We start from the raw sequence: 13456 nt of genomic DNA, 5'->3' as shown, positions 1-13456 counted from the left end.
TTACATCAGAGGGCCGTTGCGGCCGGCACTTCGGACGCAGGCATGGCGCCTTCGTGAAGGTCCAACCTTGCCGGCTGATGTGTTTGCAGGATTGCACGGGCGCGCGCCATCTCTTCGGCCGGGCCGTTCGCCATGACGATAAAGCCGTTGGCCTGCAGCGCGGTCTCGTAATGGATCACATGATCCTTCGGAACGCCCGCATTGAAGAGCGCGGCGCTCAGGGCACTGACACCGCCTACTACAACCGCGCCTTCGAGAGCGGATACCACGATGGATGCAAGATAACCGACCACGACGACCGGTCCGATGATCGGCAGCGTCAGGAAGACACCACCGAACAGGGCACCCCAAAGCGCTCCCCAGAACGCACCATATTTGCCCCATATCTTCATGCGGTCGCCGGTGTTGTAGAAACCGACCACTTTCTCTTCAGTGTGATAGCCCTTGCCGACCACACTGAAATGTTTCATATCGAAGCCGTTTTCAATGAGCTTTCGGACGGCCGCATCGGCTTCGGTGTGGTCATTGAACGTGGCGATCAGAACGTCGTTGCCAGTCATTTGCTTCTCCTTGTAACGCGTTGAATGGGCGCAGGCTCGGAAACTACTCAGTGCGTGCCGTGCGTAGTGCGGTAGTGCGGTGATAAACGTGTCGGCTGATTTTTACAGGTCGTGAAGGGCCTCGAACGCCTTGAACAGGACGCGCGGATCGAACTTGCCCTTGTAGACGGCCGGCGGCGTCTGCGCGATGTCAAGCAGACGATAGACCGCCGCCTGCGCCGAGCGAATCGAATACTCGACGGTGAAGACAACGTCATCCGGCAATTCGCAAAACTGGCCGGTAAAAGCCAGGTTCACCGATCCCTGCGGCACGACTTCCGGCCGGTCGCCGTGCTCGCGCGGCATGAACTGGCTCGTAATGAAAGGCATCAGGCACGGGATGCATACGGCGTGGTCGAGAACCGCAGCCGCGTTGCCAGCCCGCAGATGTCCCAGTACCTCGGTCATGATCTCTCGGCCCGTGCACTCGGCCATCGGTTTCTTCACGAAGTCGCCGGGGCGATCGATCGTGAGGCCGTATCCCCAGAACACCTGTACATCGCTCGGCTGACCGATGAAATGCGGTTGATGCGGCAGGACGATCGACATGAGCCAGTTCGAATCCGCGAAGGTGATGAGCCCACCTTCTCCAGGCACATTGCCGGTGAAATCCCGGACCAGGTTGAAGAACGCAGGATCATGCAATGTGGTCGTGAACGACAGCCACTTCGATTCGTCGACGTGATCGGCGAATACCGTCGGGCGGCCGAAAGCGGGGCGGTTCAGCGCGATTTTGTTCCAGAGTGCCCAGGAACCGGTGCTGGCGCTCCCGTCCAGCACGGCGGCGCGATCCATACCGCCGAGGGTCGAGCCTTCGGTCATTGAACCCAGCGTGACGATCACCGCATCGCTCGGGCCGACCGGGATTGAAACGCTACGTCCCTCGCGCTCGCAGACGATTCCCTCCACGTGCGTTTCGCCGGTGGTTTCGTTGAGCACCAGATCGATCACACGCGTGCCGAACTGGAACTGGACGCCGCGGTCGTCGAGCCATTTGCTCAGCGGCCGGACCATCGAGTCGTACTGGTTGTAGACCGTGCGCATGATTCCGTGCAACTGGTTGAACCCCGACACCATGTGCACGAACCGCAGCAGGTAGCGCTTGAATTCAACTGCGCTGTGCCATGGCTGGAACGCGAAGGTCGTGCACCACATCAGCCAGAAGTGGGTCTTGAAGAAGGCTGGATCGAAGTGGTCGGCTATGCGGTCGCGGCCGAGCATGTGCTCGGGTTCGATCGCGAGACGTTCGAGCGTGAGGATGTCTCGTTCAGTGAGCCCGAACTCGGGTTTGTTGATCCGATGACCGTCGCGTACCAGTCGAGACTTCGACGCAGTCTTCATCGTTTCATTCCAGTCCAGGATTTCCTGCGTGACCGTCTTGCTTTCATCGAGCGTAGGGATCGATGAAAACAGGTCAAACGTACACACGTACTTGCTCTCGAGCATGCGGCCGCCCCGCAGTACATAACCTTCTTGCGCCGAGCCCGCTGCGTCCAGGCTTCCGCCTGCTACGCCAAGCGCTTCCAGTATCGTGATATTGCGACCCGGAACATCGGCATCGCGGATCAGGAAGGCGGCCGCTGCCAGGGATGCAATGCCGCCTCCCACCAGATAGAACTTGCTGTCTTCGGAGGAGAACGGGCTGTCAGGGCCCGTGTACGCACGTTGCATGGGATCACCCCAGTTGGGATTGTGTTAAGCGATGGGCACGAAGGCACCGCTTTGAAAGGTAGCGGTCCCACTTAAACCGGGGTTGACACAGATCAACGAGCGGGGCCATGCAGTCCCTATGCTGAATCAGGTCAAACGTCGAAAAGCCTTGCATGGGCGCACAGACGCGACACCGACGGCACACCAGCAGCAGGGAGAAAACGCCTCATGGACCAGACGCATAGCAGTTTGCCGCTCAAGCCCGCTGCCGCCGATACGGTCGCGGCACAGCCCGGCACTCAACCTGTCGCTCAGCCCGCTATTCAGCCCGGCGGCCGCAAGCTCAGCTTGCCGCTCCTCACGGGTGTTGTGATCGCCTCGATGATCGGCGGCGGCGCCTTCAATTTGCCGCAGAACATGGCCCAGGGCGCAGGACTGGCGGCAATCGTGATTGCATGGACGATCACGCTTGTCGGTATGTTCTTTCTATCGAATACCTTCCGGACACTGGCGGACAAACGCCCTGATCTGAAGGCCGGCATCTACTCGTATGCGAAAGAAGGCTTCGGCTCGTTAGCAGGCTTCGAGATGGCTTGGGGCTACTGGCTGTCCGCCGCTTTCGGTAACGTTGCATTCGCCGTGCTGATCATGAAGACGGTCGGCTATTTCTTTCCCGTGTTCGCGGCGGGCAACACCTGGCCGTCGATTGTCGGCGCGTCGCTGCTGATCTGGGTCATGCATTTTGTCGTGCTGTATGGCGTAAAGCGTGCAGCAGTCCTGAGCGTGATATCGAGCGTATTGAATATTGGCACCATCACGGTTGCCCTCTGCGCGATGGCGGTTGCGATCAAGGGCGGTATGTTCTCCTACGACTTCTGGGGCGCTCAGGAGCATTTGGGCAGCCTCCTTGGGCAGGTCAAGAGCACGATGCTCGTCACGTTGTGGGTGTTCATCGGCATCGAGGGCGCGGTGGTGGTGTCGGACCGTGCCAGCAAAACGTCGCAAGTGGGGATCGCGACTTTTCTCGGCCTGACGGTCTGCACGATCCTCTATTTCTTGTTGTCGGCGCTGCCGTTCGGCGTCATGCATCAGGCGCAACTCGCGGGGCTTGCTTCACCGTCGGCGGCTTATGTGCTGAAGGCAGCGGTAGGCGAATGGGGCGCGGTGTTCATCGTCGTCTCATTGCTCGTGTCGCTTTTGAGCTGCTGGCTGGCCTGGACCATCCTTGTTGCGGAGTTGCCGTTCGAAGGCGCGAAGGACGGCGTGTTCCCGAAGTTTCTCGCTAAAGAAAACCGTCACCATGCCGCAGCGCCGTCGCTGTGGGTATCGAGCGCGACCATGCAGCTCGTGATCTTCGTGGTGCTGTTCGCCAACGACGCCTGGATGTGGCTGATCTCGATCACCGGGATCATGATCCTGCCGCCATATCTGGCTAGTACCGTTTTCCTGTGGCGCTTCGCGACGCAGTCGAAGTACGCACCGACCGCCGGTGAAACCTCAAAAGAATCGATCTGGACCGGCGTCCTTGCGACGGTCTATTCCCTCTGGCTTGTCTATGCCGCGGGACTGCAGTTCCTCCTGATGTCGACCATTCTCTTCGCACTCGGCTTCCCCGTCTTCTGGTGGGCGCGGCGAGAACATGCGGCCGGCGAGCGCGTGTTCACGGGACGTGAGGCATCGGTCGCGGGCGTGCTCGTGGTGGTGGCCGGCGTGGCTATCGTCCTGTTCAGCCGGGGCGTGGTGAAGATCAGTTGAGCTCGGGAGTGACTTAATACGTATTTCCAATACGAGGATCAAGATGCTGTATGACCAGATGTTCGGCTTCCTGTTTTGCTGTGCGTTGCCCTTGCCGCCCGCGTTGCCTTCGTCGCGCTTTCAGCGTCTCGTCGATGAACTCGAACGCATGGGGTATGCCACCACCGTCGCGGTCACGGTGGCAGAAGCGTCCTCTGCGATCCGCAGCGAGGCGGCGGTCGGTTGCGTGATCGTGGAATGGTCGCTGACCGAGTCCGAGACAGACGTTGAGGCTTTCGTGCGCTTTGTGCGAGAGCGGGGTCTCGACGTACCCATCTTCATTCTCGTCGAGCGCCATCTGCTCGCGGAAATTCCGGTTGCGGTGCTGGGGCATGTGACGGGTTATGTGTTCATCGAAGAAGATACGCCGGAGTTCGTTGCCCGCAATCTGGTGAGTCATTTACGGACGTACGCGGACTCGCTCAAGACGCCGTTCTTCGGCGCGATGGTCGACTACGCGGAGCAGGCGAACCAGATGTGGACCTGTCCGGGCCACAACGGTGGCGTGTTTTACCAGAAGAGTCCGATCGGCCGCGCGTTCGTCAAGCATCTGGGCGAAGCGGTGTTCCGTAACGACCTGGATAACTCTGTCGTCGAACTGGGGGACCTGCTGGTTCATGAAGGCCCGGCGCTCGCTGCGCAAAAAGCGGCGGCGCGGATCTTCGGCGCGCAGCGGACTTACTTCGTGCTGAACGGTACGTCCACGTCCAACAAGATTGCATTGACCGCGCTCGTGACACCGGGGGACCTGGTGCTCTTCGATCGCAACAACCACAAGGCGGCACATCACGGCGCGCTGCTGCTCGGCGGGGGCATCCCCGTCTATTTGCAGACGCAACGCAATGCGCACGGGATGATCGGCCCGATCGATTTCGACGCGCTCGACGAGGACCGCATCCGCGACGGCATTCGTTACAACAAGCTCGTAACCGATTCCAACGCGTGGCAGCGCGAGCGGCCGTTTCGTGTTGCGGTGATCGAGCAATGTACCTACGACGGCACGATCTACAGCGCGCAAATGCTGATCGAGAAGATCGGGCATCTGTGCGAATACATTCTCTTCGACGAAGCCTGGGCCGGCTTCATGAAGTTCCATCCGTTGTTCAAGGGACGTTTCGCGATGGGCATCGAGGGACTGGATGCCAACGCGCCCGGCATTCTTGCCACGCAGTCGACGCACAAGCAGCTTGCTGGCTTCTCGCAGGCGTCGCAGATCCACGTGAAGGACGCGCACCTGGACGGCCAGCGTCGCCAGGTCAGTCACCGGCGCTTCAACGAGACTTTCATGCAGCACTCGTCCACGTCACCGTTCTATCCGTTGTTCGCCTCGCTCGATGTGGGCGCGCAAATGATGAAGGGCCGCTCCGGCGAAGTGCTGTGGGACGACACGATCAAGCTCGGGATCGAGATGCGCAAGAAGATCCGTGCGCTGAAACACGACTACGAAGCGACGGAGACGGACCCCGCACGCCGCTGGTTCTTCGATCCGTTCGTCCCGGACAAGGTTGCGGCCGCGAGCGGCATGCAACGCTGGGAAGACCTGTCGACGGACGAACTCGCGAGCGACCCGCGTTATTGGGAGCTTGTGCCGGACGCGAAATGGCATGGCTTCGGCCACCTTGCTCCGGGCTATGCAATGACGGACCCGAACAAGCTGACGCTCATCACACCCGGGTTCGATCGAAGCACCGGCGAATACGCGGAGCACGGCGTTCCGGCGGCGGTGCTCGCCGAGTTCCTGCGCGAACGGCGCATCGTGCCCGAGAAGAATGACCTCAACAGCATCCTGTTCCTGCTGACCCCTGGGCTGGAGTCGAGCAAGGCCGGCACGCTGCTTTCGGCAATGGTGCGCTTCAAGCAATTGCATGACGATAACGCGCTTCTCGACGATGTCATCCCGACCTTCGTCGCCGCACATAGCCAGCGTTATGCGGGAATCGGCCTGCGCGATCTTTGCGCCGACATGCATGCGTTCTATCGTGAGCGCAATGCGAGCCGTCTGCAACGCGAGCAGTTCCGCGCAGCGCACTTTCCCGAAATGGCGATGACCCCGCAAGCCGCCATGCACGAACTCGTGCGCAACAACGTGGAGTTGTTGCCGATCGACCAGATCGAGGGGCGAATCGCGGCAACGCTCGGCCTTGTCTATCCGCCGGGCATCGCGGTGGTGGTGTCCGGCGAGCGCTACACCGAGCGCGCGATGCCGACGCTCGATTACTTCCGGATGTTCGAGGAAGGCGGGAACCGGTTCCCTGGTTTCGAAAACGAGATCCAGGGAATTTATCGCAAGAAGGAGACCGACGGCAGCGTGCGGCTTTATACCTACGTCGTCAATTCATGAAGAGCGTGAAGACATGAGGGGGAATCACTGATGGCTCTGGGCGTTCATTCGGAAGCGGGCAAGCTGCGCACGGTGATGGTCTGCCGTCCCGGTCTTGCACACCGGCGGCTGACTCCCGCCAACGCGGCAGCCCTTTTATTCGACGATGTCATCTGGGTCGACAAGGCGATGGAAGACCACGATGTTTTCACGAGAGTAATGCGCGAGCGGGGTATCGAGGTACTGGAGTTTCACGATCTGCTTGCAGCAATATGCGGCGACCCGATCGCGCGTGACTGGATTCTCGATCGACGTATTGTCGAGGAAGAGGTCGGCACCGGGATGCTGAAAGAGTTGCGCGCGTGGCTCGAACAGATGCCGGCCGCACAACTGGCCGAGGTGCTGGTCGGCGGCGTGGCAAAGGCCGAAATGCCCTTCGACGCCCGCGGCCTTTTTGGCGGCTATCTGGAGCAATCGGACTTTGTGATCCAGCCGCTCGTGAACCTGATCTTCCAGCGCGACACCAGCGCGTGGATCTACGGCGGTGTCACGGTTCACCCCATGTATTGGCCGGCGCGCCGCAAGGAAGCATTGCTGGTCGCCGCTGTGTACCGCTTTCATCCCCGCTTCGCCGGCCAGGTGAATACATGGTGGGGCGACCCCGATCGCAACTTCGGCGTGGAGACAATGGAAGGTGGTGACGTCATGTCCATTGGCAACGGCGTGGTGCTGATCGGCATGGGCGAGCGCTCGAGTCCGCAAGCGGTCACGCAGGTTGCGCGGCATCTGTTCGCGGGCGGCGGCGCCAAGCGGGTGATCGCGTGCGAGTTCCCGAAGCGTCGCGCTTCGATGCACCTGGACACGGTGTTCTCATTTCTCGATATCGACTTCGTCAGCATCTATCCCGAGGTCGCCGATGAGATCCGCTGCACCAGCCTGTATCCAGGTGATGCACCCGGCGAAATCCACTATGAGCGCCATCACGCCAAGTTCCTGACGGTGGTGAGCAATGCCCTCGGGGTGGGTTCACTGCGCATTCTGACAACCGGCGGCGATGCGTATGAAACGCAGCGTGAACAATGGGACGACGGCAACAACGTGCTGGCACTCGACCGGCGCGTGGTGGTCGCGTATGACCGCAACACTTACACCAATCGCAAGATGCGGCAGGCGGGCGTGGAGGTCATCGAGATCCCGGGCGGTGAACTCGGACGCGGACGTGGTGGCACGCATTGCCTCAGTTGCCCGATCGAGCGCGACGCGATCGACGCCTGAATCACTCACCCGCCTTTCATCCATTCTCAACCGGATCTCATCGTGTTCAATGTACATAACCGCAGTTTCCTGACGCTGATCGAATACACGCCGCGTCAGATTCGCTATCTGCTGGATCTGTCGCGGGATCTTAAACGCGCGAAATATGCCGGCACGGAAATCGCGCGTCTGGTGGGCAAGAACATTGCACTGATCTTCGAAAAGACCTCGACCCGTACGCGTTGCGCATTCGAAGTCGCGGCTCATGATCAGGGCGCTCATGTCACCTATATCGATCCGGGCGCGTCCCAGATCGGTCACAAGGAGTCGATGAAAGATACCGCGCGCGTGCTTGGCCGCATGTACGATGCGATCGAATACCGGGGGTATGGTCAGGAGATTGTGGATGAACTCGCCAAGTACGCAGGGGTACCCGTGTACAACGGGCTCACTGATGAGTTCCACCCGACCCAGATGCTCGCCGACGTGCTGACCATGCACGAATTCAGCGACAAGCCGATCCACGAAATCAGCTACTGCTATATAGGCGATGCCCATAACAACACGGGCAATTCGTTGATGATCGTGGGCACGAAGCTCGGCATGGACGTACGCCTGTGTGCGCCGCGCCGCTTGTGGCCGCACGACGACCTGATCGCGCAGTGCCGCACGTTCGCGGCCGCTAGCGGAGGTCGTTTGACGCTAACGGAAACACCGGCGGAAGCGGTGAAGGGGGTCGATTTCATTTATACCGACGTCTGGGTATCGATGGGTGAGCCGTTTGAAAAATGGGGCGAACGGATCGAGGAGTTGCTGCCCTTCCAGGTGAATGCGTCCTTGCTTGCGGCCAGCGGCAATCCGCGCGTGAAGTTCATGCATTGCCTGCCCGCGCTTCACGACACCAAGACGGAGATCGGCAAGCAGATCGGCGAGAAATATGGCTTGCTGAATGGCGTAGAAGTGACAGACGACGTATTCGAGTCGGACGCGTCGATTGTTTTCGAGCAGGCAGAAAACCGCCTCCACACGATCAAGGCTATTCTCGTCGCTACGCTGGCCGAGTGAGGAGAACGCAATGCTGATGGTAATCGCATTGGGCGGTAACGCGTTGCTCAAGCACGGTGAGGCGGTCAGCGCCGAAGTACAGCGCAACAACGTCCGGATCGCTGCCGCACAACTCGCGAAGGCAGCGGCCGGCAACGATCTCGTGATCGTGCATGGCAACGGACCGCAGGTTGGCATGCTCGCGCTGCAGGCGGGCAGCTTCCCGCTGGATGTCCTCGACGCGGAAACGGAAGGCATGATCGGTTACATGATCGAGCAGGAAATGCGCAACCTGCTGCCTGCAGGACGGGCTTGCGTGAGCTTGCTGAGCATGGTTGAAGTGAGCGCGTCCGATCCGGCTTTCGAACACCCCGACAAACCGATCGGGTCCAGGTACACGGTCGCCGAAGCGGCGGTGGCATCGCAGGGAAAAGGCTGGACCGTGGCTGCACAAGGCGACAAGTTACAGCGTGTCGTACCGAGTCCAAAGCCGGTGCGCATGCTCGAGATAGAGCCTGTGCGCTGGTTGCTGGAACACAATTGTGTGGTGATCTGCGCCGGGGGCGGCGGGATTCCGGTAGTCGCTGACGCACAAGGGCAGCATCGCGGTGTGGAGGCAGTGGTCGACAAGGACCGCAGCGCAGCGATGCTCGCGGCTGAACTCAAGGCGGATTTGTTTGTAATCGCGACTGACGTGCAAGGGGTTTATCTCGACTGGGGCAAGCCGTCGTCGCGCTTGGTCGCGCGAGCAAATCCGGCAGCGCTTGGCGAGCTGGCGTTCCCGGCTGGATCCATGGCGCCAAAGGTGGAAGCAGCTTGCGACTTTGCGAGCCGCACGGGTCGCCGGGCGGTCATCGGTGCGTTGAGCGACATCGAGGCAATGATCGCCGGCCAAGCCGGGACATCGATCGATGCCACGGCGACCGGCATTGAAGAGGCGGTAGCTACGCAGCCGTCTTGAGGGATAACTGCGACATGGTCTACGGCGATGCGCAGACGGTGCTCATCAAGACAATCGAGGCGGTCAGAGGCTGACTTTGCCTGCAGTGGCGTAAAGCGCCAGACACGTTTCAACTGAGGCGAAAATCATGAAAAGCAAAATGCAGGCGGCTGTTGTCGAAGCGTTCGGCAAGCCACTGGTGTTGAAGGAAGTCGACATTCCAACGCCCGGTACTGGGCAGATACTGGTCAAGACCGAGGCCTGTGGCGTCTGTCATACCGATCTGCATGCGGCGAACGGCGACTGGCCTTTGAAGCCCACGTTGCCGTTCATCCCGGGCCATGAGGGTATCGGCATAGTCACCGCCATCGGCGCGGGTGTCACGGCCGTGAAAGAAGGGGACCGTGTTGGTGTGCCCTGGCTTTATTCGGCATGTGGACATTGCGAATATTGCCTCGCGGCGCGTGAACCCGTGTGTGCGCAAGCTCAGTTCGGCGGCTACACGAAAAACGGTGGCTTCGCCGAGTACATCCTCGCGGACCCCAACTACGTAGCGCACATCCCGGCGCATCTGGCCGCCCGGGATGCAGCTCCGCTTATCTGCGCCGGCATCACGTCTTACAAGGGCATCAAGGAAACGCAGGCCCGCCCGGGCGAATGGGTCGTCATTTCGGGCGTCGGAGGCTTGGGACATTTGGGTATCCAGTACGCCAAGGCCATGGGTCTGCACGTTTGTGCGGTCGACATCGACGAGGGCAAGCTCGCCCACGCTAAACGTCTGGGCGCGGACGTAATGGTCAACGCCCGGGACGAAGATCCGATCGCCGCCGTCAAGAAGGCCACCGGTGGCGGCGCTCATGGTGTGCTGATTACCGCACCATCGCTAGGGGCGTTCAAGCAGGGTGTAGGCATGACCCGCAAGCACGGAACCTGCGTTTTGGTGGGGTTGCCGCCGGGCGAATTCCCGACTCCGTTGTTCGACGTGGTGGCCAACTGCATCACGATCAAGGGCTCGTTCGTCGGTAATCGCCGCGACATGGCCGAAACACTTGCCTTTGCTGCCGACGGGAAAGTGAAGGCGGATATTGAGTTGCAGCCGCTATCGGCGATCAACGACGTGTTCCATCGGCTGGCCCATGGCGACGTTCCTTCGCGCGTGGTGCTGGAGTTCACCAATCATTAAGTGCTGGGCATTGCCAGGCTCAGGATTTAAATAGCCGTCAAACAGGGAAGCGGGCCACGTTGCTCAAGGTCATGAAAACGGAGAGAGCGATGCATGCAATGGTGCTGAACAAGGTCGGCGGTGCGCTCGAATGGACCGAGCTCGCCGACCGGGAACCTGGTCCGAACCAGATTCGCGTGAAGGTGGGCGCGTGCGGTGTTTGTCGCACGGACCTTCATGTTGTCGACGGTGAGCTCGCGCATCCGCAAGTACCTATCATTCCCGGCCACGAGATTATTGGACGCATTGATGCTCTCGGGGCAGACGTCGAAGGCCTGCAGCTGGGTGAGCGGGTCGGTATTCCATGGTTGGGTCACACCTGTGGCGTTTGTCCGTTCTGCACCACCCAGCGGCCGGCCGAGCTCAAGTCGAAAAATATGCCCGCGCACAACTGCGAGGCATCGAATTTCACCAAGGAATAGCTGTCGAAGTAATAGCGCGAAACGCCCGGAGGCTACGCAGGTCAATTCGACCCGGCTAAGGCGGTCCTAAGCCTGCGGGAACTCGTTGGTCGAATAAATCAACGGCGTGTGATCTTGATCTGACGCAAGCCAAACGCGCGTGTTGCGGATATTGTTGTTAACACGAACTTACACAGACCCGGGACCAGGAACCGGAAACGCTGCCCGATTACAAGCGACCACGTGCGGGCCGTTGTAAGGATGAACTGCGGAGTGGAATATGAACAGGCTTTATGGAAACGACCCGGTTTCGAAGGGGTTTTCACCCGAATCGATTGCCGCTACCCCTGCGCGGATCCCTGCCCACAAACGATCGTCCGTCGGTGGTCCGATTTCACTAACCGCGGCTACGTTCGATCAGTATGTTGGTGCGTCCGACCTGCCAATCGTCATTCATTTCTGGGCCCGATGGTGCAACGTATCGAAGGCGATGTTGCCCCATTTTTCCACTGGCGCTCGTAAGCTCGCCGGGCGGGCATTGTTTGCGAAAGTGGAAACGGACAGGGAGGCATCGCTCGCCCAACGCTACGGAATTGAATGCGTCCCCTCGCTTGTCATTTTCAGGAATGGGCAGGAGATAGAACGCCACTGCGGCGCGATGACTGCGGGGCAGCTCGATCTTTGGCTGCAACCGCATCTCGAGAAGACAACGTAGTAAAAGTGTCTTGTCGGCCCTGGAAGTGCACTGTTGTCTGAAAATCATCACGGCTCGGCGGTGACGATCTACAACAGTGTCACGGACGCGCGAAGCTTGCTCTGATCGTTTCCGCAACCTGCGGCCAGGCTTGTTGCCAGCTCTAATATGAGGAGTATTTAGCATGTTGAGAAGCATGGAAAGTCTTAAGGGTAGCGCGGTCGCTGCACGTGATGGAGTATTGGGTAGCGTCGACGAAGTCTATTTTGATGATGAGGCATGGGGTGTCCGTTATCTCGTTGTCGATACGGGAAACTGGCTCAATGGTCATCGCGTATTGATTTCACCCTATTCCGTTAAACATACGGACCCAGGCGCGAGCACGGTGTCTGTGGATCTGACGCGCGAGCAGGTGAAGAACAGCCCGAGTATCAATACGCAACAACCGGTGTCTCGTCAGCGTGAGCTGGACTATCTCCGCTACTACGGCTATCCAGAGTACTGGGGCGGGAGCGACTCGTGGGGAATGGGCGGTTTCCCGGTGCTCGGTTCAATGCAGATCGGCCCGGGTATCCAGACGGCATCACTCGATCCGGATGAACTTGAGGACGACGCGCAATCGGAGGATGTGCATCTGCGAAGTACCGAGGCTGTGACGGGTTACCACATCGAGGCGCGAGACGGGAGCATAGGTCACGTGTCTGGCTTCATCTTCGATGATGAAGCATGGGTCATTCGTTACGTGACGGTCGACACTCGAAACTGGTGGCCCGGAGGAAAGACCGTGCTTTTGGCGACTGAGTGGGTTGACTCTGTCGATTGGTTCGGCTCCAGCATTGTCACCGGCCTCACACGTGAAGCGATCAAGAAGTGCCCGGACTACGACGATCTGGTGCCGCTGAGTCGTACCTACGAAGCAGCGCTGCACACGTTCCATAGCAAAGAAGGATACTGGACGAAAGGCAACCGTGCTTCGCGGTGAGGCGACCACTGACGCGACTCTCTACGAACGATCTCGGTCCGGCTACGAAGCATGCACCTCGCGTCCCTCAGCCATCGTGCGATCGGCCCGCAACTCTTTCAGATGGAGTTTGAGCGGGGCGAAGGCGAAATCACGCTCAACGTGGCCCTTGTAGTGTCGGACACGGGGCTTTTACCCGAGCATGTCGAGCAGGATCTGGGCGTATGGAATAAGACGTCGTCTGGAAAACGCCTTGCAATGGCAACGGCCTTATCGTTGCGCTCGGTTTTGCGGGGCTATCGCTGCACGCTGACCATTCGGCCCTGGATCCGCACGTTCCGGCCGCATGGCAGAGCCTTCGTTTTGGACTGCAGTGGCGCGGCCGGCACCTCAGAGTCGGGATCATACGTGCCACGGTAACCCTTGAGGTGACACTGAATGCAGGAGAGCCAATGACGGTCGTTGTCAGCGGAAAGGCCTTCGAGCTAAGCCGTGCGCGGGCGCTTTCGGTCGCAACGGATTCCGACAGTGGATGATCTTCCTGCCGCAACACGGCAAATGCCCGACAACGTTGATA

The 13456-nt window shown here is 59.8% G+C and carries 12 protein-coding genes; 10 read left to right on the top strand and 2 right to left on the bottom strand.

Annotated features, from left to right (window positions below; all coding sequences use genetic code 11):
- Positions 1-5: 5 nt before the first annotated feature.
- A complete protein-coding gene (locus tag FH08_RS0122770) occupies positions 6-560 on the bottom strand; it encodes a general stress protein (protein ID WP_031360566.1) in 555 nt (184 codons plus the stop codon).
- 102 nt (positions 561-662) lie between these two features.
- Positions 663-2270: an oleate hydratase gene (locus FH08_RS0122765; RefSeq protein WP_051888454.1), complete on the bottom strand. Its 1608-nt coding sequence runs from the start codon at positions 2268-2270 to the stop codon at positions 663-665.
- A gap of 207 nt (positions 2271-2477) precedes the next feature.
- On the opposite strand from FH08_RS0122765, the gene FH08_RS0122760 reads away from it, so the two are divergent.
- From FH08_RS0122760 to FH08_RS54415, 10 genes are all read left to right on the top strand, one after another.
- Entirely contained in the window at positions 2478-4004 is a 1527-nt protein-coding gene (locus tag FH08_RS0122760) for a basic amino acid/polyamine antiporter (RefSeq protein ID WP_051888453.1), read from the top strand.
- A 43-nt stretch (positions 4005-4047) separates the two neighbouring features.
- Positions 4048-6384 carry an ornithine decarboxylase gene (gene speC / locus FH08_RS0122755; RefSeq protein WP_031360563.1) on the top strand — a complete coding sequence of 779 codons (2337 nt, stop codon included), beginning with the start codon at positions 4048-4050 and terminating at the stop codon, positions 6382-6384.
- A 30-nt stretch (positions 6385-6414) separates the two neighbouring features.
- Positions 6415-7638 carry an arginine deiminase gene (locus FH08_RS0122750; protein ID WP_031360562.1) on the top strand — a complete coding sequence of 408 codons (1224 nt, stop codon included), beginning with the start codon at positions 6415-6417 and terminating at the stop codon, positions 7636-7638.
- Between the two features lie 39 nt (positions 7639-7677).
- Positions 7678-8682: an ornithine carbamoyltransferase gene (locus tag FH08_RS0122745; RefSeq protein ID WP_031360561.1), complete on the top strand. Its 1005-nt coding sequence runs from the start codon at positions 7678-7680 to the stop codon at positions 8680-8682.
- Positions 8683-8692: 10 nt separating this feature from the next.
- Complete coding sequence (locus FH08_RS0122740) at positions 8693-9622, top strand: carbamate kinase (protein WP_031360560.1); 930 nt, start codon at positions 8693-8695, stop codon at positions 9620-9622.
- Between the two features lie 127 nt (positions 9623-9749).
- Entirely contained in the window at positions 9750-10784 is a 1035-nt protein-coding gene (locus FH08_RS0122735; RefSeq protein ID WP_031360559.1) for a zinc-dependent alcohol dehydrogenase, read from the top strand.
- A gap of 89 nt (positions 10785-10873) precedes the next feature.
- Entirely contained in the window at positions 10874-11245 is a 372-nt protein-coding gene (locus FH08_RS0122730) for an alcohol dehydrogenase catalytic domain-containing protein (protein WP_031360558.1), read from the top strand.
- Between the two features lie 259 nt (positions 11246-11504).
- Positions 11505-11939, top strand: coding sequence for a thioredoxin family protein (locus FH08_RS0122725; protein WP_051888452.1), 435 nt, complete (start codon positions 11505-11507; stop codon positions 11937-11939).
- Between the two features lie 163 nt (positions 11940-12102).
- Complete coding sequence (locus FH08_RS0122720) at positions 12103-12900, top strand: PRC-barrel domain-containing protein (protein WP_031360556.1); 798 nt, start codon at positions 12103-12105, stop codon at positions 12898-12900.
- 251 nt (positions 12901-13151) lie between these two features.
- Positions 13152-13415, top strand: coding sequence for a glycosyl hydrolase family 65 protein (locus FH08_RS54415; RefSeq protein WP_081889547.1), 264 nt, complete (start codon positions 13152-13154; stop codon positions 13413-13415).
- Positions 13416-13456 lie beyond the last annotated feature (41 nt).

Source organism: Caballeronia sordidicola (assembly GCF_000729995.1).
GTDB lineage: Bacteria > Pseudomonadota > Gammaproteobacteria > Burkholderiales > Burkholderiaceae > Caballeronia > Caballeronia sordidicola_A.
This window is presented reverse-complemented; position numbering and strand designations above follow the sequence as displayed.

What these genes read in the sequence shown, in the direction of transcription:
- FH08_RS0122770 (WP_031360566.1), bottom strand. Translation starts at nt 560, where the DNA reads ATGACTGGCAACGACGTTCTGATCGCCACGTTCAATGACCACACCGAA.
- FH08_RS0122765 (WP_051888454.1), bottom strand. Translation starts at nt 2,270, where the DNA reads ATGCAACGTGCGTACACGGGCCCTGACAGCCCGTTCTCCTCCGAAGAC.
- FH08_RS0122760 (WP_051888453.1), top strand. Translation starts at nt 2,478, where the DNA reads ATGGACCAGACGCATAGCAGTTTGCCGCTCAAGCCCGCTGCCGCCGAT.
- speC (WP_031360563.1), top strand. Translation starts at nt 4,048, where the DNA reads ATGCTGTATGACCAGATGTTCGGCTTCCTGTTTTGCTGTGCGTTGCCC.
- FH08_RS0122750 (WP_031360562.1), top strand. Translation starts at nt 6,415, where the DNA reads ATGGCTCTGGGCGTTCATTCGGAAGCGGGCAAGCTGCGCACGGTGATG.
- FH08_RS0122740 (WP_031360560.1), top strand. Translation starts at nt 8,693, where the DNA reads ATGCTGATGGTAATCGCATTGGGCGGTAACGCGTTGCTCAAGCACGGT.
- FH08_RS0122735 (WP_031360559.1), top strand. Translation starts at nt 9,750, where the DNA reads ATGAAAAGCAAAATGCAGGCGGCTGTTGTCGAAGCGTTCGGCAAGCCA.
- FH08_RS0122730 (WP_031360558.1), top strand. Translation starts at nt 10,874, where the DNA reads ATGCATGCAATGGTGCTGAACAAGGTCGGCGGTGCGCTCGAATGGACC.
- FH08_RS0122725 (WP_051888452.1), top strand. Translation starts at nt 11,505, where the DNA reads ATGAACAGGCTTTATGGAAACGACCCGGTTTCGAAGGGGTTTTCACCC.
- FH08_RS0122720 (WP_031360556.1), top strand. Translation starts at nt 12,103, where the DNA reads ATGTTGAGAAGCATGGAAAGTCTTAAGGGTAGCGCGGTCGCTGCACGT.